Source organism: Dyadobacter tibetensis Y620-1, from assembly GCF_000566685.1.
GTDB lineage: Bacteria > Bacteroidota > Bacteroidia > Cytophagales > Spirosomataceae > Dyadobacter > Dyadobacter tibetensis.
Genome location: NZ_AZQN01000008.1, coordinates 211,006 through 233,600, shown reverse-complemented (window position 1 = coordinate 233,600; position 22,595 = coordinate 211,006). Strand labels below are relative to the sequence as shown.

Annotated in this window: 17 protein-coding genes; 13 read left to right on the top strand and 4 right to left on the bottom strand. The window is 43.4% G+C overall.

What is annotated here, in order from left to right; genetic code table 11:
• Nucleotides 1–43 precede the first annotated feature (43 nt).
• The 12 genes from X939_RS0118650 (at nucleotide 44) to X939_RS0118595 (ending at nucleotide 17,444) form a co-directional block, all read left to right on the top strand.
• A complete protein-coding gene (locus X939_RS0118650) occupies nucleotides 44–244 on the top strand; it encodes a Sec-independent protein translocase subunit TatA/TatB (RefSeq protein WP_025764799.1) in 201 nt (66 codons plus the stop codon).
• Between the two features lie 96 nt (nucleotides 245–340).
• On the top strand, nucleotides 341–1,771 hold the full coding sequence (gene gatA / locus X939_RS0118645; RefSeq protein ID WP_025764798.1) for an Asp-tRNA(Asn)/Glu-tRNA(Gln) amidotransferase subunit GatA: 1,431 nt from the start codon (nucleotides 341–343) through the stop codon (nucleotides 1,769–1,771).
• Nucleotides 1,772–2,008: 237 nt separating this feature from the next.
• Complete coding sequence (locus X939_RS0118640) at nucleotides 2,009–3,790, top strand: LysM peptidoglycan-binding domain-containing protein (protein WP_025764797.1); 1,782 nt, start codon at nucleotides 2,009–2,011, stop codon at nucleotides 3,788–3,790.
• A gap of 40 nt (nucleotides 3,791–3,830) precedes the next feature.
• Complete coding sequence (gene ruvA / locus X939_RS0118635; RefSeq protein ID WP_025764796.1) at nucleotides 3,831–4,421, top strand: Holliday junction branch migration protein RuvA; 591 nt, start codon at nucleotides 3,831–3,833, stop codon at nucleotides 4,419–4,421.
• 110 nt (nucleotides 4,422–4,531) lie between these two features.
• The gene (sov, locus tag X939_RS0118630) at nucleotides 4,532–11,695 is read left to right on the top strand and encodes a T9SS outer membrane translocon Sov/SprA (RefSeq protein WP_025764795.1); all 7,164 of its coding nucleotides are present in this window, start codon (nucleotides 4,532–4,534) and stop codon (nucleotides 11,693–11,695) included.
• 78 nt (nucleotides 11,696–11,773) lie between these two features.
• The gene (gene gcvH / locus X939_RS0118625; RefSeq protein WP_025764794.1) at nucleotides 11,774–12,154 is read left to right on the top strand and encodes a glycine cleavage system protein GcvH; all 381 of its coding nucleotides are present in this window, start codon (nucleotides 11,774–11,776) and stop codon (nucleotides 12,152–12,154) included.
• Between the two features lie 345 nt (nucleotides 12,155–12,499).
• A complete protein-coding gene (locus X939_RS0118620) occupies nucleotides 12,500–13,786 on the top strand; it encodes a dihydroorotase (protein ID WP_025764793.1) in 1,287 nt (428 codons plus the stop codon).
• A gap of 60 nt (nucleotides 13,787–13,846) precedes the next feature.
• The gene (locus tag X939_RS0118615) at nucleotides 13,847–14,407 is read left to right on the top strand and encodes a DUF4199 domain-containing protein (RefSeq protein ID WP_025764792.1); all 561 of its coding nucleotides are present in this window, start codon (nucleotides 13,847–13,849) and stop codon (nucleotides 14,405–14,407) included.
• A 65-nt stretch (nucleotides 14,408–14,472) separates the two neighbouring features.
• Nucleotides 14,473–14,988, top strand: coding sequence for a DUF4199 domain-containing protein (locus tag X939_RS0118610; protein ID WP_025764791.1), 516 nt, complete (start codon nucleotides 14,473–14,475; stop codon nucleotides 14,986–14,988).
• A gap of 17 nt (nucleotides 14,989–15,005) precedes the next feature.
• The gene (locus X939_RS0118605) at nucleotides 15,006–15,734 is read left to right on the top strand and encodes an ABC transporter permease (protein ID WP_044200005.1); all 729 of its coding nucleotides are present in this window, start codon (nucleotides 15,006–15,008) and stop codon (nucleotides 15,732–15,734) included.
• Between the two features lie 217 nt (nucleotides 15,735–15,951).
• Nucleotides 15,952–16,632: an RNA polymerase sigma factor gene (locus tag X939_RS22635; protein ID WP_025764789.1), complete on the top strand. Its 681-nt coding sequence runs from the start codon at nucleotides 15,952–15,954 to the stop codon at nucleotides 16,630–16,632.
• Nucleotides 16,629–17,444, top strand: coding sequence for an anti-sigma factor (locus X939_RS0118595; RefSeq protein WP_025764788.1), 816 nt, complete (start codon nucleotides 16,629–16,631; stop codon nucleotides 17,442–17,444). The genes X939_RS22635 and X939_RS0118595 overlap by 4 nt, the downstream gene beginning before the upstream one ends.
• Before the next feature lie 90 nt (nucleotides 17,445–17,534).
• On the opposite strand, the gene purQ is transcribed toward X939_RS0118595, so the two are convergent.
• On the bottom strand, nucleotides 17,535–18,224 hold the full coding sequence (gene purQ, locus X939_RS0118590) for a phosphoribosylformylglycinamidine synthase subunit PurQ (RefSeq protein WP_025764787.1): 690 nt from the start codon (nucleotides 18,222–18,224) through the stop codon (nucleotides 17,535–17,537).
• A 256-nt stretch (nucleotides 18,225–18,480) separates the two neighbouring features.
• Here purQ and X939_RS0118585 point away from each other — a divergent pair, with 256 nt between their 5' ends.
• The gene (locus X939_RS0118585; RefSeq protein ID WP_025764786.1) at nucleotides 18,481–19,353 is read left to right on the top strand and encodes a mechanosensitive ion channel family protein; all 873 of its coding nucleotides are present in this window, start codon (nucleotides 18,481–18,483) and stop codon (nucleotides 19,351–19,353) included.
• Nucleotides 19,354–19,468: 115 nt separating this feature from the next.
• Here X939_RS0118585 and ahcY read toward each other — a convergent pair whose 3' ends face one another.
• The 3 genes from ahcY to X939_RS0118570 all read right to left on the bottom strand — a co-directional run bounded on the left by ahcY (nucleotide 19,469) and on the right by X939_RS0118570 (nucleotide 22,369).
• A complete protein-coding gene (ahcY, locus tag X939_RS0118580; RefSeq protein ID WP_025764785.1) occupies nucleotides 19,469–20,785 on the bottom strand; it encodes an adenosylhomocysteinase in 1,317 nt (438 codons plus the stop codon).
• A 324-nt stretch (nucleotides 20,786–21,109) separates the two neighbouring features.
• Entirely contained in the window at nucleotides 21,110–21,700 is a 591-nt protein-coding gene (locus X939_RS0118575; protein WP_025764784.1) for a carboxymuconolactone decarboxylase family protein, read from the bottom strand.
• 117 nt (nucleotides 21,701–21,817) lie between these two features.
• Nucleotides 21,818–22,369 carry a peroxiredoxin gene (locus X939_RS0118570; RefSeq protein WP_025764783.1) on the bottom strand — a complete coding sequence of 184 codons (552 nt, stop codon included), beginning with the start codon at nucleotides 22,367–22,369 and terminating at the stop codon, nucleotides 21,818–21,820.
• Nucleotides 22,370–22,595 lie beyond the last annotated feature (226 nt).

Below are 22,595 nucleotides of genomic sequence, written 5' to 3'. Positions count from 1 at the left end.
AAAGAATAATTAAATTTGTAAACATAAAAATTAAAATACAGTTATGGAATTAGCAACCGTTTTTGCATTTATGGGTTTGGGAGGTCAGGAAATATTCTTTGTAGCCCTTTTTGTTCTTTTATTTTTTGGAGCGAAAAAAATCCCAGAATTAATGCGTGGTTTGGGTCAGGGTATCAACGAGTTCAAAAATGCTACCAAAGACGTCAAAGAGAATATCGAGAAAAGCATGGAGGATCCAAAATAATCCTTCATTCCGATTTAGTAACCATATAACAGAGCCGTTTAACCCAATTTAAATGGCTCTGATTCTTTATTTGTAACCCCTCAATTTTATTTTACGTTGAAAGAGTATCTGAGGCTAGCTGAAATTCAAGAGGATTTAAGTGAAGGAGTCATTTCGTGTGTTGAATTAGTTGGTCATTACCTCCACCAAATAGAATCTCAAAAGCATCTCAATGCATTTGTTGAAGTCTACGATCAGGAAGCTAAAGCCAGTGCGGAACGTATCGATGCCAAAATTCGGAGCGGAACCGCGGGAAAGCTCGCAGGGTTAGTACTGGGGATAAAAGATGTCTTATCCTGGAAAGATCATGCTGTACAGGCTGGGAGCCAGATATTAAATTCTTATATAGCTCCATTCACGGCTACTGCGGTACAGAGGCTGATCGATGAAGATGCCATAATAATTGGCCGTCAAAATTGTGATGAATTTGCCATGGGGTCTTCTAATGAAAATTCATCCTTTGGAGCAGTATTAAATGCGAAAGATACGCAAAAGGTACCGGGAGGCTCGTCTGGGGGCTCGGCTGTTGCTGTCCAGGCAGGTATGTGCCATGCTTCATTAGGTACGGACACCGGCGGTTCGGTGCGCCAACCAGCTGCCTTTTGCGGAGTGGTAGGCCTAAAACCTTCCTATGGCCGGGTGTCTCGCTGGGGACTAATTGCTTACGCCTCTTCCTTCGATTGTATTGGCCCTCTTACCAAATCCGTTGCTGATGCAGCCGTTATACTGGAGGTAATGGCGGGGGCCGACGAATATGATAGTACCGCCTCTTCAGAAGCTGTTCCTAGTTATTCACAGCTTTTGGAGCCTAAGCCAAATCAAAAAATTGGTTATATACAGGAGATGATTGATAATCCTGCTCTTGATCCCGCTATTCGTGCCTCTACCATGGCAGCCATCGAACAGTTGAAAGGTCGGGGCCATATTGTAGAGCCCGTTACACTACCGAGTATAAGCCATCTTTTACCTACTTACTACATTTTGACAACTGCCGAAGCCAGTTCCAATCTGGCACGTTTCGATGGGGTACGCTATGGGCATCGAAGCAAGTTGGCTACTGATCTGGAAAGTTTATATAAGAAGTCGAGAACGGAGGGTTTTGGAGAAGAGGTTCGTAGACGTATATTGTTGGGCACCTTCGTTTTAAGTGCAAATTATTATGATGCATACTATACCAAAGCACAAAGCGTTAGAAGGATGGTGAGAACAGAGACAGAGGCTCTTTTTGAAGACTATGATTTCTTTTTGTCACCCGTAACTCCCACCACGGCATTTAAGTTGGGAGAAAAGACGAACGATCCGATGCAGATGTATCTGGCCGATGTTTTTACGGTTCATGCCAATGTAGTAGGCTTTCCGGCTATTTCAGTACCGGCAGGTGCAGACGCCCAAGGTATGCCTATTGGTGTGCAAGTGATGGCACCCTATCTTAAAGAGGCTGAGCTACTGGCATTCTCTGATGAGTTGCAAGCGCTTATGAATGCCTAGACTGAAAGTAATAAAAGCAAAAAAAATTAAGTGTGTGTATGCGATAGTATGTGTATGCCAATCATGATAAAAACTCTGTGCCAAACCTATTCTAACAGGACAGAGGAGAAACAAGTAGTAGAATACTCAACAGGAAAATTAAATTTATAGATGTTGTTAGCTGTTTGATAATCAGATTGATGGACAAGGATTTGATTGTTCTTACGCTAAGCTTAACCTCCAAAAAGATTAATACCCATGAAGATTTCGAAGAAAGTATTTTGGTTGACTGCCCTATTTGCAGGAAGTATGTGTGGAACGATTGTGGCTGAGATTCCTCAACAAATAGGGATAGAAGATCAGGATACCCTTGGAATAGCTGCAGCGGCCGATGAAATGGCTATGGATGCCATGCCGGAAATTGAAGAAATTGGGCAACACCCTTCCATCTCGTCAGCATTGTTAAAGGAGCGATTTTCGAAACTGGAAAAAACAATTCCTTTACGCTATCACGAATCTTCTCATGAATTTGTAGAATACTTTATTTACAAGAAAGCCAGGTTCACTCAGACTATGATGGAGCGGATGCCGCTTTATTTTCCGATTTTTGAGAAGGCCTTGCAGCAGCATAATCTACCTCAGGAACTGAAGTACCTTTCTATGATCGAGTCTGGACTGAATCCACAGGTATTGTCCCGAGCCCGTGCAGGAGGCTTGTGGCAGTTTATGCCAGCCACCGGCAGGGAGTTTGGGCTCATACAAGATGGGTATATAGATGAGCGATTCGATCCTATTAAGTCTACGGAAGCTGCCTGTAAATACTTGAAGCAATTGTATCGAATTTTTGGTGATTGGGAAATGGCATTAGCCTCCTACAATACCGGACCAGGCAATGTGAAGCGTGCAATGCGCCGATCTGGAGGGACTACTTTCTGGACTATTTATAATGCCTTACCTCGGGAAACACGGTCATACGTTCCTCAATATGTTGCGATGAATTACATGATGAATTTTGGGAATGATCACGGAATATTTCCTGAGAACCTGGAATTTGTAGTTCCTAGCGATACCATACACATTAATGGCCATGTGGATCTGATGGCTTTTTGCCAGCAAAGTGGAATCGACTTTGAAGTTTTGAATAAGTTGAACCCACAAATAGTAAAAACTTCGTTGCCCGAGCATACGCGCAATTTCGTATTACGCGTACCCAGTATGCGTTTTACCTATCTGAAAAATAATCGTGCGGCCATTATGGACTCCTGTACCGGACGATATGCCGCAGCCAAAACGCTACTGGCCAGTCTTGACGATGATCAGGTACTCAGTACCCGGCAATATACCGACGCACAGGGTAATACCATTAAGGCCGTAACCAAATTGTCAACACAAAGAGCTACGCATACGGTTCGCAGTGGAGAGTCTTTGGCACTTATATCCCGTAAATATGGGGTGGATATATCCGATCTGAAGCGCTGGAATGGAATAAGAGGAACGGTGATTCGTCGTGGTCAGCGACTGGTATATCATAAGGAAGTTAAGGAGGTCGTTAAAGTAAAACTACCTTCGACCGGGAAAACGGAAGAATCAGTAGAAAACCAGGCTAAAATAGCTTTGGTTTCCAATAAAGAAGAGGCCACTGAGACCACCCCTGAAGCTACTACTCGGCTTGTCCGCAAACAGTCAACGCATATCGTGCGCAGTGGAGAGACGCTGGGGGCTATTTCTGAAAAGTACAACGTTGGTCTTAGCGAGCTTAAAAAATGGAATAACCTGCATAAAAGCCTGATCAGAAAGGGACAACGACTTGTGATATACACGGAAGTGATGGAGCAAGTTGCGCTGGCTAAGCCGAGTTCAGAATCTGTTGCCAGAGAACATGCTGGGAAGTCCAATGTGAAATATCATACCGTTCAGAGAGGAGATACGCTATGGACCATTTCACAACGTTATGGCTTACAGATAGAGATTTTGAAAAAAACGAATAATATCCAGGGCAGTTCTATTAAGCCTGGCCAGAAATTGGTGATATCAGGTTAAGCTTTGGGCACCAACAAACTACACATGCTAAAGAATATTTATGATTGCTTACGTTAACGGAACATTAGCCTATAAAGACCCTGCCTATGCCATAATTGATGTCAATGGTGTTGGCTACGAATTACGTATTTCATTACAAACCTATGCGGCGCTGCCGGAAATTGGCGGGCGCTGTAAGCTAGTGACCTATTTGAACATACGGGAAGATGCTCATGTGCTTTTTGGCTTTTCAGCTGAGCGGGAAAAATATCTATTCCTAGACCTGGTAGGGGTTTCCGGGATTGGTCCCGCCACGGCGCTGGTGATGTTATCTTCATTATCCCATGAAGAAATTACCCGGGGAATTGCGGAAGAAGATCTGAGGTTGATCCAATCCATAAAAGGGATAGGTTTAAAGACTGCACAGCGGGTTATATTGGAACTCAAGGATAAAATGCGAAAAGATACACTGGTAGGGGCCACTGCTGATCCGGGCTCGGGACCAGGCATGAGCGTTAGGGGTGAGGCTTTGGCGGCTCTGGTTACCCTGGGTATACCCAAGGCGACTGCAGAAAAGAGTATTGACTCAATCATAAAAAAGGAAGGCAGCGCTATTACCGTGGAACAGCTGATTAAGCTGGCCCTGCGTTAGGTATTTATCTTGGATTTTTTACAATACTGTAGAATTAAATTACTAGATTAAATATTTAAAATTAAGGAGTTTTTGTTTTAGCATTTCCCTTCCAAAATCGAAATTTAGCTTTGTCGTCAACAGTTTACTCTATACTCTTTAAGGTTCTTACTTTTTCGGCTAGTGCAGTACTCCTCGCATCGGCTGCCGCCGGAATTGATGATGCCGGAACCGAACCGGCCCATAATTTAATTATGGTCGAGGATACTATACCTGATAGTTCGGGAAGGGGCTTAAGCCGGACCACTACTCAGATGGTAACACGCTGGCAGGACTACTATGCCAATAAGATGGTACAACCCCGTCCTAAGTCTTCCCTATATCTCAAAGATCCCGCCAATATATCTACTTCTATTTTACTGGATAGCGCAGGGAAAGTAGGCATTAGCGAACGGATAATCACGCCTTCGGGTGCGTTGGATTATGGAAATCCTGTTATGATGGATCTAGAGCGCTACGATGCCTTACAAGAAAAAAGAGCTTTTAAGAGTCTGCTTCGGGACTATGCTGCACGGCAGGATGGGAAAAGCGCACTGGGTGATCGGGGGCTGCTGCCCAAGCTGGATGTACCGCCTGCCTTGTCAAAATTATTGGGTAACGATTTTATCAATTTCAAACCCACCGGATTTGTCTCTCTGGATCTGGGGGTAATGCACCAGTTTCTGGACAATCCTGCCATACCTATCCGGCAAAGACGTAACACGCAATTTATTTTTAACGAACAAATCAATATCAACTTTGACGCCAAGCTGGGTGATCAGTTGGGATTCCAAACCAATTTCGATACCAAAGCTAACTTTAACTTTGAAAATGCTATCCGACTGAATTATAAGAATCCAGAGGAGAGTTTTATACGTAAGATAGAGGCCGGAAATATCAATTGGGCTATTAACAGCCAGCTTATTCCTGGCGTTCAAAACCTATTTGGTCTTCGCACCGACTTTCAATTTGGCCGATTGAGTGCCAGTGTAGTGGCCTCTAATCAACGATCGAGTAAAGAAAGAATGGTGCTTCGGGGAGGTGCTCAAAGTCGCGATTTTGAAATAAAAGCCGACAGTTATGATGAAAATAGGAATTTCTTTTTATCTCAGTATTTCCGGGATAATTATGAGAAGTCCCTTCGTAGCACCCCCAATATTACCTCCGGCCTGGCCATAACCCGAATGGAAGTCTATGTGACCAATCGTACCACCACCACTGAGTCGCTCCGAAATATTGTTGCCTTTGCGGACCTGGGAGAACCCGATCCTTATCGTAAGGGCAATCCAAATCTTGCACCTATACAGGCCAATTTGCCCGTTGACAATAAGACCAATGGACTCTACAACACCCTATTGCAAAACGATGCTTTTAGACAGGTGGACAATACCAATACTGCCATAACAGGGTTGGGATTCGAAAAGACCGTGGATTACGAATTGCTAAGAGGTGCCAAAAAACTGGTAGCTGATCGGGACTATACCTTTCACCCTCAGCTGGGCTACCTCTCCCTTACCACTGCCCTTCGGAACGATGAAATTTTGGCTGTTGCCTATGAATATACCCTTAACGGACGGTCTTATAAGGTTGGTGAGCTGACAGAAGAATATCAAAACCGGCAGGACAGTGAAGTAATTGCCCTTAAACTTTTGAAATCTTCTACCATCCGGAATCATACCGATCTGCCACTTTGGGACCTGATGATGAAGAATATCTACTCGTTGGGAACGAGCCAGATGGATAAGCAGGGGTTTCAGCTGAGAGTAATTTACAAGGATGATCTCACGGGTATCGATAACCCCAATCTTCAGGAAAGTAGCATAGCGAATATACCTTTAATCAGGTTAATGGGATTGGATCGACTGAACCCGGTAAATGATCCGCAGCCTGATGGGAATTTTGATTTCATAGAGGGGATCACCGTAGACACCCGCACCGGGCGTATTATTTTTCCGGTATTGGAACCCTTTGGAAGTACATTGGCTAGCAAGTTTGGAGCCGGAGAAGATCAGTTCCGTAGCAAATATGTGTTCAATGAGCTCTATGATGGCACTATGATCGATGCGCAGCAGGTCACCGAGCGAAATAAGTACTTCCTGAAAGGTACTTATCAGTCAAGTTCAGGGACAACGGTGCAATTGCCTTTTAATGTATTGGAATCTTCAGTTACTGTTACCTCGGGTGGAGTTCCACTTTCTGCGGGCAGTGATTATATTGTGGAGGCGCAAATTGGGCAAGTTAAGATCGTAAATCCTAGTGTACTCAATTCGGGTAGGGAAATTGTGATTGAATATGAACGGCCTGATATGTTTCAAAACCAGATCAGAACTCTATTGGGGACTCGTTTGGATTATGTGGTTAATCGGGATCTGAGCATCGGTATGACTGCCATGAAGTATAAGGAGCGTACTGCTGGCTTCCTTACCAGGGTTTCAATTGGCAACGAGCCTGTAAATAATTCTATGCTTGGCTTCGATGTGAATTTCCGTAAGGATGTCCCTTTCCTGACGCGCTGGCTTGACAAATTGCCCTTGATTCAAACCAAGGAGATGTCTTCTATTCAGTTTAAAGCTGAAGTAGCCAAGCTATTTCCGGGGGTCACTAAGGATGTTAATAACCGCTCTTTGATAGACGATTTCGAGTCGGCTAGAACCGTATATGATCTGGCTCGCCAGCCCCAGAAATGGAGGTTAGGATCCGTTCCTGAGAAATTTAGGGCTGGAGCTGGTTCTGGAAAAACGCTGGAATATGCTTATAATCGGGCGAAGATATCAGCCTATACCGTGGACAATATATTTGCGGGTGATCAGGGGCTTGGAGGGGGCTATAACCCTCCTCAGAATATAAATGCTACGGATCGGGAAAATTTTTACGAACGGTTATATCTACCCACCGATATATTCCCTAATCGCTCTATTGCGGGGCTGGTAACCTATCCTCAGAATATTCTGGATATAGCCTTTTATCCTAGCGAGAGGGGCATGTACAATTATAACAGCGATCTGACTTCAGACGGTAGGTTGAAAAACCCCAAACGAAATTTTGGAGCATTGACCCGTGCAATAACATCGGATAACGATTTTGACAATGCCAATATCGAGAATATTGAATTCTGGATGTTAGATCCCTTTATCAAAGATGACGTGAAAGGGGCTGTGCGGGACGGTTTTGAAAATAAACCCAATACTACAGGCGGGAAGCTGGTATTCAATCTGGGAGATATCTCCGAAGATGTTATACCAGATGAACGTTATAACTTTGAAAATGGCCTCCCCCTTGGTGAAAAGGTGGTGGGTGTAAATGTGGATTCTACTGCCTGGGGATATGTTACCAAGTCACAATATCTGATTAGCGCTTTTAGCAATGAGCCTGGTGCGCGGGAGAAGCAGGACGTTGGTCTGGACGGGCTAAATAATGAGGAAGAACGACTCTTTTTTAAATCCTTTATAGACCGTTTACCCGCTAATCTCACAGCGGAAGCCAAAGCAAAAATACTTGCCGACCCTTCGGGTGATGATTTCCAATTCTTTCTGGGAGACGAACTGGATCAGAGCAATGCCAAAGTTCTACAGCGATACAAGCAGTATATCGGTATGGAAAACAATTCTCCCGAAAGCTCGGGTGGGGCAGGAGTTACCCCTGCGGCTACCAATTTGCCCGATGGTGAGGATATGAACGTAGACAATACCATCAATGATAACGAGTCATACTATGAGTACGAAATACCTCTGAAACCCGACGGACTACAAGTTGGAAGTGGCTATGTGGTAGATAAAGCCACAACCGATGGACAAAATTGGTATTTGTTCAGAGTGCCTATTAAGGAATTTACCGGACAGGTGGGATCCATGAATGGCTTTAAGTCTATTCGATTTATGCGTATGTATCTATCGGAGTTTGAACAACCCGTTGTGCTTCGTTTTGCCCAATTGCAAATGGTGGGACAGCAGTATCGTAAATATACGTCTAGCCTGGACGATAACGGCTTGGGAGAGGTGCCCGAGCCCTATGATGCAAAGCTGACAATTGGAACGGTGAGCATAGAAGAGAATGCTCAGGCGAATAATAATTCGGATCGAAAATATCAATATACCCTACCTCCGGGCTGGATCCGTGATCAGGACAATACCCAAAGACCGCCCCTACAGCTTAATGAGCAATCGATGAGCCTCTGTGTTACCGATCTTAGGGATGGGGACTCCAGAGCGGTTTATAAAAATGTAAATCTGGATTTACTTTTCCGCAAGCGGCTGCGAATGTATGTACACATGCAGAACGACCGAGATGAAAGTAATATGGTAGGTACCTTTATGCGCATAGGTACCGACCTTAGCCAGAATTACTATGAAGTGGACCTTTCCAGTTTGCAGGCTACCTTACCTTCCGCAAGTTCTCCTGAGGAAATCTGGCCTGAGCGGAACGAAATTAACCTGGCCCTTGCCGATTTGATACGTGTAAAATCCCTGCGAAACCGGCAGCTGGATGTCAACCAGAGTGTGCCTTTTACAATAGACACGGAAGATGGGCGCTATAAGGTATCGGTAGTTGGGAATCCCGATTTGAGTGCTGTTAAGGTGTTGATGATTGGGGTACGTAATCCAAAATCTTCAGATCAAGCTGCTAAGACCTTCTGTATTTGGGTAAATGAAATGCACGTGGAGGGTTTCGACGATAAAGGTGGCGTAGCCGCTATTGCTCAGCTGAATGCCAAACTGGCCGATTTTGCCACCATTTCTGCATCAGGGCGAATAGAAACGGTAGGCTTTGGAAGCGTCCAGCAACGTATAGGAGAGCGCTCCCGGAACCTCACCACTGAGTTTGGCGTTTCGTCAAACGTGGCTCTGGACAAGTTATTACCTCAAACTTGGGGCTTTAGCATTCCCATGTTTGTGAGCTATGATCGCAGAAATGTCCGGCCTCATTTTGACCCCTTAGATCCAGATACCCCTTTGAGTACTTCTTTGGATAATCTGTTTACCCAGGAACAAAGAGATGGTTACAGGCGCATGGTCGAAGAAAATGCCGTTAAAAGAGGTATAAACTTCTCTAATGTGAGGAAGGTGAAAACCAAGCCTGGAGCCAAAAATCATTTTTATGATTTTGAGAACTTTGCCTTTACCTATGCTTTTAGCGACGATAAGCGACGAAATATCCTCACACAGGAATATACCCAGCGAATGTATAAGGGAGGAATAAGCTATACGTACAGCAGTCAGCCCAAAGCTTTCGAACCCTTCAAAAAATGGGAAACACAGGACCGCTGGGGAGCATGGATTAAAGATTTTAATATAACCCTGTTACCCAATATGGTGGCTATCAGGACCGATGTAGACAGAAGATATCTGAAAACACAGTTGAGGAATTCTGATTTAACCATCGATGGTATTCAACCTATGTTTGAAAAATATTTTTGGTTCAACCGCTATTATGATGTAGGCTGGAACTTGACCAGGAATATGACCCTTACCTATTCGGCCTCTGCCAATGCCATTATTGATGAACCAGAAGGCGAACTCGACACGGAGCAGAAGAAGGATTCGCTCTGGACTAATTTCAAAAATTTAGGAAGGATCAAGAATTTTGATCAAAAAATTGATCTTACCTACCGTTTGCCCTTGGACAAGATTCCGTTATTTGACTGGATGAGCGCCGACTATCGGCATACGTTGGGTTACCAATTCCAGGCGAATGCCTATGGGCTTAGGGATAGTAATGGCGATCTGTTCGGAAATGTCATTCGGAACAATCGGGAAAGGGGTGTGACCGGAAAGGTAGATTTTGTGGCACTTTATAATAAACTGAAATATTTAAAATTCGCCAACACTCCTTCGGCAGGTCAGAAAAACTTTGCTAGGAGCCCCGGGGATATGGAAGACGTAGATATGCGTACTACCGATATAGCCAAGAGTCTTACCCGACTACTGATGACGGTTCGAGGGATCAATTTTAGCTATACTATTCAGGAAACTACCGCCTTGCCAGGTTATTTGCGCGACCCTAAATACTTTGGGCTCGACAATGCCAATGCCCCTGGATTGGGCTTTGTACTGGGTCAGCAGTATCGTGACTTCCAGGTACGAGCCGCAGAAAATGGCTGGATCACCCGCAGTACAGAACAGAATCAGCCTTTTCAGCAGACCATTGCCAAACGGTTTACGGCCAATACTAGTCTGGAGCCTTTCCGCGACTTTAAAATGAATATCAGTGCTCAGCTGACTCGTCAGGATGCTTATCAGGAATTTTATCGCCCTGAGGTAGTAGGAGGGGAGTTTGTTTCGCAAAGTGCCTTGCGGAACGGACAATTTAGCATGTCTTTCCTTTCTTTCCGTACGGCTTTTGAGAAGGCCAATAGGGATAATACGTCAGAGGTTTTTGATAAGTTCAGAGCCTACAGAGCGATTCTTCGGGATCGACTTAATGCAGAAAACGAGGCGGCCGGTGAGTATAATGAAAATTCACAAGATGTGTTGATCGCCGCTTTTTTTGCAGCTTACCGGGGAAAGGATCCCCTCACAGTACGGACCAATCCATTCTTGAAATTTCCAATGCCCAATTGGGATGTTAATTATAGTGGTTTGTCCAGACTAGATATTTTCAAAAGACTCTTTAGCTCCTTCGTCCTGCGCCATAAATATATGTCCAACTATAGCGTAGGGAATTTCACTTCATCCCTGGACTATGAGGCCTTATATGTTAATCTGGCTGTAATGGGGTATCCTTTGTCGTCAAGGCTAAATGAGTTAGGACAGTTTGTACCGGTCTTTTCTATGAGCACCATCACACTTTCCGAAAAGTTTCAACCTCTGATAGGCATGGAAGTACGTACGCAGAGTCGGGTAACGGCTCGCTTGGAATATAACCGGGATAGAACCATTGCCTTAAACTTGTCGAACTCTCAAGTCGCGGAGTTATTCAATCAGGATATCACCGTTAATGTAGGTTTTACAAAAAATAATGTTCCCTTACCCTTTAAGGTGAATGGAGTTAAGAAGACTTTAAAGAACGATCTGACGATGCAGGTCGGGCTTACTTTCCGAGATAGTCGTCATGTCCAACGTAAATTTGATGGAGAAAACATTCCTATTGCTGGAAATATCAATTTTCAGCTCAATCCTACCATCAACTATATGGTTAACAACAGGTTAAGTTTTACTTTGTATTTCAACCGTACTTTCAACGATCCCCTTGTTTCCAATTCGTTTTATCGATCCAGTACTGCCGGGGGGATTCAATTGAAATTCAATTTGGCGGAATAGTATTTGTATTTGGAAATTACCCCACACATCCTGTAAATTGCGGTGGTAATATTACAGTAACCTTATTCGAGACCTATCATGAATTTTCCAGAAGAATTAAAATACACTGAAGACCACGAGTGGATCCGCATAGAAGGTGACCATGCTTATATTGGCATCACGGATCATGCTCAAAAGGAATTAGGTGATATCGTCTATGTTGATATCAATACGGTCGGTGATCAATTGGAAAAAGGTGAGATTTTTGGATCGGTGGAAGCCGTTAAAACGGTCTCAGATTTATTTATTCCTGTAGCAGGAAAAGTACTGGAGGTGAATGAAGCCCTGGACGGTTCTCCAGAACTGGTTAACTCTGATCCTTATGTAGAAGGTTGGATGATAAAAATTAGCCTTGACGGTGCAGATTTATCCGAAGGTCTACTCACAGCTGATGAATACAAAGAGTTTGTCGGTGCCTAACAGAAATATTAAGCTCCTAAGGGAGCTTTTTTTTTGAACACTCCTTTTTAGTAATCTTTTTAAAATTTTCTTTTCATCTGATTATAAATTTGGGCGCTATAACTGTTACAGTGGTAGAAGGTCTGGGGTTTGCCTCCTTTTCCGAAACATTGCCCTGCATATATAAACGGTTGACAAAGTGCGTAGCCTGTGTAAGCCGGAGTGAAATGGGGCGGGCCAGCGGAAGTTTTTGATAGAAGCATCTGAGTTTGGAAAGGTCAACATAAATATTACGATGGAGCAGTATGGTTTCAATTAAAGAAGCAGTATCGCTTATTATAAAATAAGTATAAAAAGTAAATATCGATGCAATTATTATTTCGGGCGGCAAAAATTTATGATCGGGAATCCGAGTATAACGGTCAGACGAAGGATATTTTAGTAAAAGACGGGGTTATTGCCGCAATAGGGGATCATCTCTCTTGCGATGAGGCCGTCGTATACCAATATGAGGGGATGAATGTATCCCCCGGATGGTTCGACCTTCGCGTTGCTTCTCGAGATCCGGGTTTCGAGCATAAAGAAGACTTGCCATCGGTGAAGCGCGTTGCCGCTAGAGGAGGATTTACGGCTCTGTTGTTGCTTCCTAACTCAGAACCTGTGGTGCATAGCAAGGATACGATTCGCTATCTTAAATCGGCCGGGGAACAGGGAGTGGTAGCGCTTCATGTTGCAGGCGCAGTGACACGTAAGGCAGAGGGGATCGATTTTACAGAAATGATGGATTTACACCAAGCAGGGGCAGTTGCCTTTACGGACGGCGTTCAGGCTATTCAGAATCCTGATTTACTCCTGAAGACATTACTCTATTTAATGCCTTTAGATACCCTTTTGATTAATCGTCCTGAAGATGGCTCCTTAGCACTCTATGGGCAGATGCATGAGGGTATTACCAGTACCTCTATCGGACTGAAAGGCATTCCATCCTTGGCGGAGGAAATGATGGTGATCAGGGATTTGAAGCTCCTGGCCTATGCATTAGAAAATCGCAATGAACACCCGAGTGGACCACTCCTGCACTTTTCGCTAATCAGTACAGCAGAGAGTGTTGAGTTGATACGGGATGCTAAAAGCAAGGGACTTCCTGTCTCCTGCGATATAGCCGCTCATCAATTAGCTTTTCTTGATGAGGATATGGTAGGTTTCGACACCAATCTGAAAGTTAGTCCTCCTTTCCGTTCTTCCCGCGATAGGGAGGCGCTACGGCAGGGATTACTGGACGGTACAATCGATGCGATTGTTTCTGACCACTCCCCACAGGATGAAGAAAGTAAAAACTTAGAGTTTGACCATGCAGAATTTGGGATGATAGGCCTGGAAACCACGTTTTCCACGGCATTAAAATATGGAGGGCTTGCCCTAGAGGATCTCGTGGACAAGTTAAGCCGTCGGCCCCGTCAGATTCTACGAATGCCTGTTGCTGGTATTGGTGAGGGCATGGAAGCTAACCTTACCTTTTTCGACGATCAGAGTGCATGGATCTATGACCGCACCCTGTCCAAATCTAAGAACTCTCCCTTCCTCGGAAAGCAGTTGCAGGGACGCGTGTTAGGGGTTCTCAATCGTGGCCAGATAGAGTGGTTCGAAAAATAGAATTCCGTTTTTCATTACAGGGTTGGGCTTTCGCCACTTCCTATTTGTGTAAATTTTACTATGAACTCCATTTTACAATATTTTAATAAGCCCATGTTGAAAATGCCTCTGGTGTTTGGTCTTGCAACGGGTCTATTGGTTTTTGGCTTTTTCCTGGGTCTTTATTTTATGAATATTGTTCCTTTAGGGAATAATAAAATTCTTGATTTTGGAATTCACGTCATTATGATGGCTGGTGCTTGTTGGTACTATAGAAAAGTAATAGGCAAAGGCTTTTTGCATTTATGGGAAGCACTTACCATTTGCTATATCGTCAATACTGTAGCCTCATTCATTGCGGGTTGGCTCATGTACCTATTTATTACCTATGTAGACCCCACGATTTTTACCCGCTATCTGGCAGAGATGGCAACCCTATTAGAGGCTGGAAAGGTAGAACTGGTGAAGAATATAGGGGAGGCCGAATATGCCAAAATGTATGCCAGTATTCAAGAAATGGATAAATCAGAAATTATTACGGACGAAATTAGCAAAAAGACCGTAATGGCCATTATCCCTATCCTGATCATTTCTCTTCTTTTGCGTAGACAAGATCATGCATTTTTGAGAGATAGAACTTAATATTTTTAAGTATAAAAATTTTGTTTATTTTTATCCATGACAATTTTACGCTAAATATTATAACTATGGAGGATCAAGTGAGCTCAGCTAGAGTAGCATTAAAATATGGTATCATTACAGCTGTAGTGATAATGGTATACAGCACTATTATCAATATTGCTGGCCTATCGGGCAATCAACTGGTAGGTGCCATTTCCTTTGGGATATTAGTGGTAGGGTTGGTGATGGCTATGAAGAATTATAAAGAGCAAAATGGAGGTTTTATGAGCTTTGGACAGGGCCTGGGCCTGGGTTCCTTGGTCTCTGCAATTTGTGGATTGCTGGCTTCATTGTTTAATATGTTTTATATGCAATTTATCGACAATTCTATGCTGACGCAGGCTATGGATAAGGTACGGGCAGACATGGAGGCCAAAGGCATGGATGACGCCCAGATCGACCAGGCCGTGGAGCTTTCGCAAAAGTTCATGTCGCCGGGAGTCATGTTCCTGATGAGCGTAGTAGGTTTTATCCTTATTGGATTTATAATTTCCTTAATTGTCTCCCTTGTCATCCGAAAGGAAAAACCGGTTTTTGAGTAAAGCTTAATTTGGCATCCGTGTTCCCTATATTTCAAAAAGAGATTAGTAGTTTCTTTAATTCCCTGATCGCCTATGTGGTCATGGCCGTATTTTTAATCGTATTAGGTTTGATTGTGTGGGTGTTTCCAGACTCAAATCTGCTTGACTATGGATATGCCGATCTCGATTCTTTTTTCTACCTGACACCCTATGTGCTTCTTTTTCTGATCCCTGCCATCACCATGCGCACCTTCTCCGAAGAGATTAGAACGGGCACCTTGGAGCTGTTATTGACCAAGCCTCTCCCGGTTTGGGAATTGGTTGTAGGGAAGTTTTTGGCCAATTGGTTTCTCGTATTGATTACATTATTGCCCACCACCATCTATGTATATAGCATCTGGCAGCTGGGAAATCCCGTTGGTAATCTCGACTTAGCTGCTGTTGGAGGTGCATATGTGGGTTTATTTTTGTTAAGCGGCTGTATGGCCGCAATGGGCATTTTCGCTTCCGCTCTCAATGATAATCAAATAGTAGGGTTCGTTCTGGCTGCACTGCTGGCATTTGTATGGTATGTGGGCTGGGGATCCTTGTCCATTCTTCTAGGTAGTGGTCTGGGAGCACAGTTCTTCCACTATCTCGCCCTCGATGCTCAATATCTTTCCTTAGGAAAAGGTCTCATTGATCTCGGAAGTGTGGTTTACCAAATAAGCCTTATTTTGGTATTTGTATGGGGCACGGTTCAAAGAGTGCAAACCCTGCGTAGCTAAGGAAATTCTGAATTATTATACGCACGTTTAAAAGCTTCTTAGACCTTAGAAATAATGGCCTTACCTCCCCTATGGCCAACTGATGTAACTGGCACCATTGTTTTATGCACTCCCTTATATAATTTTTGATAGATCCTTCGATCCATTCCGACTGTATAGGCGTATATGATATATAAGACATACACCTACGATTGGAGCAAATGTATGGAGTCTTACAATGCCTGCGGGTATTGCCCGACTCAACGGAGGGTTGAAATTGTGCAGATTTATCAAAATCAAAGGTGCTCCTCGTGACACCTGGGGTTTTGAAAGCTTGTCTTCAATATACAACCAATTAAATATTAAGCATCTTTTGGCGACTAATACGTTAAAATACACGGAAGAAGAACTGGTAGTTCGGCTTAAAGCCAATGACCGGACCGCCTTTGAATTCTTGTATGATCATTATTCTGGAGCACTTTTCAATATCATCTGCAAGACCGTGCGGGATGAAGAGAGAGCTGGGGATGTGCTGCAGGAATCTTTTCTGAAAATTTGGAAAAGCATCGCTACTTATAATCCCGAGAAGGGACGACTCTTTACCTGGATCATGAATATAGCCCGAAATAGTGCAATTGATGCAGTTAGGGTAGAAAATCGCAAACCAGACATGATCGACGTGGACGATCGGGTTGCGCATAATGAGAAGGATGTTGTCGACAGTCCCGAATCAGATAGTGCGGAGCTCAGAGCGATTGTCAATATGCTCCGTCCAGAACGTAAATTGCTCGTAGATATGGCATATTTCCAGGGCTACACGCACGAAGAAATATCCGAAAGACTTAATATACCACTTGGAACGGTCAAATCAAGAATTAGAACGGCTCTGCAAGAGCTAAAACAATATTTTACAGTATGAATATCGAAGCCTATATAGCATCTGGTATTATAGAAGAATATGTATTAGGCACTGTTTCTGTTCAGGAAAAACAGGAGGTCGAATGCATGTCGCATATCTATCCAGAAATAAAAACGGAGTTACTTCGAGTAGAGAAGGCCATGGAAGCCTATGCTATGAAGTATCAGATGGCGCCTCCGCCGGCCCTAAAGGATGCTATCTTTGCACAGATGGAATTTGATGAGAAAACGACAGAAGATTCGGAAGGCAAAGTGATCCCCTTGGACAAAGGACATGTCTCGGGGCAGGAAGAGGTAAAAAGGAAGAAATCCCTTCCGGTATGGCCCAAATTTATGACTGCTGCCGCATTAATATTGGCGGTTTTAACGGGATGGATGGCCTATCAGTTGGCCGAACTCAAAGAAGCGAATGGGGATATGGCCGAGCGTATGCATCAGATAGATGCTGATCTGGATTATAACAGCAATCTGGCCCAGCTTTACCGCGATCCGACTTACAAGGTTATCCGACTTTCGGGTGTGGAGCGTTCTCCTGAAAGTGCGGCTGCAGCTTTCTGGAACCCTAAAACTAATGAGGTGATGCTGGACGTGCAAAGACTTCCCGCTGTTCCCGAGGGTAAACAATACCAATTATGGAGCATTGTAGATGGCGTCCCGGTAGATATAGGTGTGGTAGATAGCCATTTTGATGGAAAGGTTCTGAAAATGAAGCCTACCAAAACTGGAGCGGCAGCTTTTGCCATCACACTGGAACGAGAGGGAGGCAGTCCTACCCCAACCATGGATCAGATGTATGTGATGGGCAAAGTTTAAAGGATTCTTTCGTAAAGCAATCTGAATAAAATTAAAGAGGAGGCAAGTCTTGTATTTGCCTCCTCTTTAATGATTATATCTATATGCCCGTTACGCTAGAACGGACAATACTTGTTCTAATATTATTTTTCCATCAGTATTGCCTAGTGCCGGATCAGCTGCCCTTTCTGGATGGGGCATCATACCAAAGACATTTCTATTTTTATTGCAAATCCCTGCAATATTTTCCAGACTTCCGTTAAGATTGGATTCAGGAGTTATCTGACCTTTATCGTCGCAGTATTGAAACAAAATCTGATCATTATCCTGAATTTCTTGAAGTATACTCTTTTCAGCAAAGTAGCGCCCATCGGCATGTGCCACAGGTATTTTATAAGGCCGAGCCATATCCAGTCCAGAGGTCAGCAAACTATTATTCGTAGCGGCCTTTAGATAGGTATTTTTACAAATAAACTTCTGGTTAATATTGGGAAGCAACACACCAGGAGTTAATTGCGCTTCACAAAGCACCTGGAAACCGTTGCATATACCCATAACATAGCCTCCTCGATTGGCGTGAGCAATTACTTCATTCATCACGGGAGAAAACCGGGCGATGGCTCCTGAGCGAAGGTAGTCTCCATAGGAAAATCCTCCGGGGAGTATGATAAAATCACAGCCCTGCAGGTCGTGATCTTTGTGCCAAAGCTTTACAACTTCCTGACCAAGGTTATGCTGTAGGGCATAAACCGTATCGTCGTCACAGTTTGAACCCGGGAAAACAACTACGCCAAATTTCATCTGTATTTCGTTTTATATTAGCCTATTCTTTTATAGAAGGGCACATGGTGTAAAAATTGCATTACCTGTAGGTTTCAGACCTAGCAGGATTTGAAGCCACAAAGATAATGGTAAAGGTGATTGTGACCTATGAGATTGGATTAATTTTATCAAAATCCGTGGATTGGCACAATTAAATTAATGAAATTATTGTTTAAAAGTCTTATATAGCTGGTATAAGTCTATATTCGGTGCAGGAAAAGTAAATATTGGGAGTATGTTATTATTTGAATTTTCAAACGTTATCGATCCTGTCAAACTAAAGCTGGATCGTTGGGGAGTAGAGGGAGCTAAGCTAATTCCTAATCTTATCCTGGCAGTGTTGTTGCTCATCGTATTTAGATACTTGGCGGGATACAGCAGTAAGTTTCTGAAAAGAATTCTCAACCGGATCTCTAATAATGAAGCTCTGGTTGGTCTACTAGCGGCCTTGGCTAAGATTGCTGTGTTTACCGTAGGGTTATTTTTTGCTTTGGGTGTCATGGGGCTGGAAAAAACGGTGGCCTCCTTAGTCGCTGGAGCTGGCGTTTTAGCCCTGGCCATAGGTTTCGCCTTTCAGGATCTGACGGCCAACTTTATTTCCGGTGCTTTTATAGCTATTCAGCGGCCCATAAGGGTGGGTGATGTTATTGAAACCAATGGCTTTACAGGGAAGGTACTTTCCATCAACTTGCGTTCGGTAATACTCGATAATTTTGCGGGTCAGTTCGTTGAACTACCTAGCAAGGATATATTTCAGAAACCCATAGTGAATTACTCCAATTCCGGAGAACGTCGGGTTCAGTTGCTTTGCGGAGTGGCTTATGATTCTGATTTGGAACGGGTTGAGCGGCTTGCCCTTGAAACCATCAATTCTTTGGAGTTTCTAAGTGTTCTTCGTCCTGTGGAATTGCAGTTTACCCAATTTGGAGACAGCAGTATTGACTTCCAGCTTCTGTTCTGGATAGATCCCTCCAAGACCGGGCCGGGGCCTGCTAAAAGTATAGCAATCAAGGCCTTAAAATTAGCATTTGAGAAGGAAGGAATCACCATTCCATTCCCCGTACGTACCCTTGAATATGTCCCTAAAAAAGAAGATAAGGGTGTCTGAAACATCTGGTTAAGAATTCTCCAGTTTAGCCCAGCATCATGCTATAAAAACTGCCGGCAAGATTACTCTTGCCGGCAGTTTTTATTTTAGTTACCATATCGAATATGAATCGATACTAGTAGCGGTAGGTTTCTGCTTTGAAAGGACCTTCCGTAGATACGCCAATGTAGGCAGCTTGCTCTTCAGATAGAGCATCAAGCGTAGCTCCTACGTGTGCTAGGTGGAATGCAGCGACTTTCTCATCTAATAATTTAGGAAGAACGTACACTTGCTTTTCGTATGCTGCTGTATTGGTCCACAATTCGATTTGAGCCAAAGTTTGGTTAGAGAACGAGCATGACATTACGAAAGAAGGGTGGCCCATAGCACAACCAAGGTTTACCAAGCGGCCTTCAGCCAATACGATAATATCCTTTCCTTCGATGGTATACATATCCACCTGTGGCTTGATCTGCGATTTTGTAGAACCATAGTTTTTGTTCAACCAAGCCATATCGATTTCATTGTCGAAGTGCCCGATATTACAAACGATAGCTTTGTCACGCATGTTCAGGAAGTGACGGTCTGTAATGATTTTGTAGTTACCGGTAGCGGTAACAAAAATGTTGGCACGTGAAGTTGCTTCATCCATGGTTACTACTTCAAATCCGTCCATTGCAGCTTGTAGCGCACAAATAGGATCGATTTCAGTTACCAATACCCGGCAGCCAGCACCACGAAGTGATTCGGCAGAGCCCTTACCCACGTCGCCATATCCGGCTACTACGGCTACCTTTCCGGCCAGCATAAGGTCGGTAGCACGGCGGATCGCATCTACAAGCGATTCGCGGCAGCCATATTTATTATCAAACTTAGACTTGGTTACCGAATCGTTTACGTTGATAGCAGGTAAATGAAGGGTACCGTTTTTGTAACGGTCGTATAGACGGTGAACACCAGTAGTAGTTTCTTCCGAAAGACCTTTAATTCCTTCGATCAACTCAGGATAAACATCAAATACCATATTGGTAAGATCGCCACCATCGTCTAGAATCAAATTAAGAGGGGTACGTTCTTCTCCGAAGAAAAGTGTTTGTTCTATACACCAGTTAAATTCCTCTTCAGTCATTCCTTTCCAGGCGTAAACCGGAATCCCGGCAGCGGCTATTGCAGCTGCTGCATGATCCTGAGTCGAGAATATATTACATGAAGACCAGGTAACCTGAGCACCCAGAGCAGTCAAGGTTTCGATCAATACAGCCGTTTGGATGGTCATGTGTAGACAGCCAGCAATACGTGCACCTTTCAAAGGTTGAGAAGGACCGTATTCTTCGCGGATGGCCATAAGACCTGGCATTTCTGCTTCTGCTAGGGTAATCTCTTTCCGACCCCAATCGGCCAAAGTGATGTCTTTTACCTTATAAGGAAGATACTTTTCAGTGGTAGTTGCCATTATGTATTTACGTTTATTATGTTCAAATTGAATGCCCCAAAATTACTAAGAAAAACCACGGATGGGAAGAAATGTAGATATAAATTGACTTAATTGATCCACATTTAGATGATTTGTCTAAAATGAGGCAGATGAGGCAATCAACTTAGATATTCCACCGACTCAGGAAGGTCAGTATAGATAAATTGTCGGGTATAGAAATAATGGATGGCTCTCAACTTGTCTTATTAAGGAGTAAACCGAATATGGTTATGAATAAAAAAGGGGCTCTTAATCAGATACATATATCAGATTAGGAGCCCTTCAAAGGAAAGAAACAACTGTTTAAAGTAATACACTAAAGCTTTTAAAAATGGCTCCTACTCTTACCCCATCGAAGATACGGGCTTGAGTGCCTCCATGATTAATTACAGATTGTTCATGGGAGGTAACACACATTTCACAACCATTTAATGCAGAAACGACCAGGCTCATTAATTCGAAAAACTCCTTACCCAGCACGGGATTCATCATAATGCTCATTTTTATTCCGGCTGGAGCATTATTATAATATTCTTTGTCCATAAAATGGCGGAAACGATAGAACACGTTATTAGCGTTCATCAAAGATACGCAGGCCGCAACTTCAGCAATTTCTTTGGCTTCAGCGCCTTCCTGGATAGCCAGCTCCTCTAGTGCCGCAATAAGCGTAGTGTTTTTCTCATTGATGGCGACGGAAAGACCCAGAAGTAATGCTTCTTTTTTATTCAGGTTTTGAGCCTTCAGTACATTTGTAAGGTTGATCTTAAGATCCTTAAGGTAACGGTGATCTAAGGCTGCAAGCTTGTCTATTAACACACTTTCAAAATCCTGAGATATATTGATTTCTTTATACAGGGAGTCTTTGGTGCTGCCTGTAGTAGCAAATGGATACATGATACTGTTATTTTGTAAGAATGTGATATTGTGATGGGAGTATGCTAAAACAGTTCACAACGAGCTGGAGGAACAAAGCACTCGTTGTGAACTGTCAATTCTTGCGCTATCAGGAGATTATGCCAGAGTGGCTTCTCCTTTTTGCCAGTTGCAAGGACAAAGTTCGTCGGTCTGCAAAGCGTCCAAAACGCGGATTACTTCGCTTACATTACGGCCAACCGAAAGGTCATTAACGCTTACCCAACGTACGATTCCCTGTGGATCTACGATATATGTAGCACGGTAAGCAATTTTCTCATTGGCTTCCAAAATACCCAATTCTTCGGCCAGTGACTTTGAAGTATCCGCCAACATAGGGAACTGGAGACCACGTAAATCGTCGTGATTCTGACGCCATGCAAGGTGTACAAACTCACTGTCTGTTGAAGCGCCAATCAAGATGGTGTCGCGGTCCGAAAAATCTTCAACATGCTTATTAAATTCGGCGATTTCTGTAGGACATACAAAAGTGAAATCCTTTGGCCACCAGAACATAACCATCCATTTCTCTGCGTTTTTGTGGTCTTCAGAAGTGATGTCGTAAAACTCGTTTCCTTTTTCCAGAGAAACTACTGCTGTCTTCTTGAATTCGGGGAATGTCGATCCTACCGATAATAGTCTATTAGCCATGATTGCTCAGAATTCTTGTTTTGTACTTTTTTAATTTTTACAAAGTTAATAAGGTCAACCTTTGAAGGCAATATCTGTCATGGTACTTAGGCTGGAAAGAGTTGTGTTAAAAGAACGAATTTAGTTTTATTTATATAATATTAATAGTTATTGATACCGTCTATAGTCTTATTGATAACCACAATAGGATCTACTCGGTATCAATTTGTATAAAATGGTTATTGGG

Bases quoted from the DNA above. Each gene is read 5' to 3' on its own strand.
- X939_RS0118650 (WP_025764799.1), top strand. From the start codon at position 44: ATGGAATTAGCAACCGTTTTTGCATTTATGGGTTTGGGAGGTCAGGAA.
- X939_RS0118640 (WP_025764797.1), top strand. From the start codon at position 2,009: ATGAAGATTTCGAAGAAAGTATTTTGGTTGACTGCCCTATTTGCAGGA.
- ruvA (WP_025764796.1), top strand. From the start codon at position 3,831: ATGATTGCTTACGTTAACGGAACATTAGCCTATAAAGACCCTGCCTAT.
- gcvH (WP_025764794.1), top strand. From the start codon at position 11,774: ATGAATTTTCCAGAAGAATTAAAATACACTGAAGACCACGAGTGGATC.
- X939_RS0118620 (WP_025764793.1), top strand. From the start codon at position 12,500: ATGCAATTATTATTTCGGGCGGCAAAAATTTATGATCGGGAATCCGAG.
- X939_RS0118615 (WP_025764792.1), top strand. From the start codon at position 13,847: ATGAACTCCATTTTACAATATTTTAATAAGCCCATGTTGAAAATGCCT.
- X939_RS0118610 (WP_025764791.1), top strand. From the start codon at position 14,473: ATGGAGGATCAAGTGAGCTCAGCTAGAGTAGCATTAAAATATGGTATC.
- X939_RS22635 (WP_025764789.1), top strand. From the start codon at position 15,952: ATGCCTGCGGGTATTGCCCGACTCAACGGAGGGTTGAAATTGTGCAGA.
- X939_RS0118595 (WP_025764788.1), top strand. From the start codon at position 16,629: ATGAATATCGAAGCCTATATAGCATCTGGTATTATAGAAGAATATGTA.
- purQ (WP_025764787.1), bottom strand. From the start codon at position 18,224: ATGAAATTTGGCGTAGTTGTTTTCCCGGGTTCAAACTGTGACGACGAT.
- X939_RS0118585 (WP_025764786.1), top strand. From the start codon at position 18,481: ATGTTATTATTTGAATTTTCAAACGTTATCGATCCTGTCAAACTAAAG.
- ahcY (WP_025764785.1), bottom strand. From the start codon at position 20,785: ATGGCAACTACCACTGAAAAGTATCTTCCTTATAAGGTAAAAGACATC.
- X939_RS0118575 (WP_025764784.1), bottom strand. From the start codon at position 21,700: ATGTATCCATTTGCTACTACAGGCAGCACCAAAGACTCCCTGTATAAA.
- X939_RS0118570 (WP_025764783.1), bottom strand. From the start codon at position 22,369: ATGGCTAATAGACTATTATCGGTAGGATCGACATTCCCCGAATTCAAG.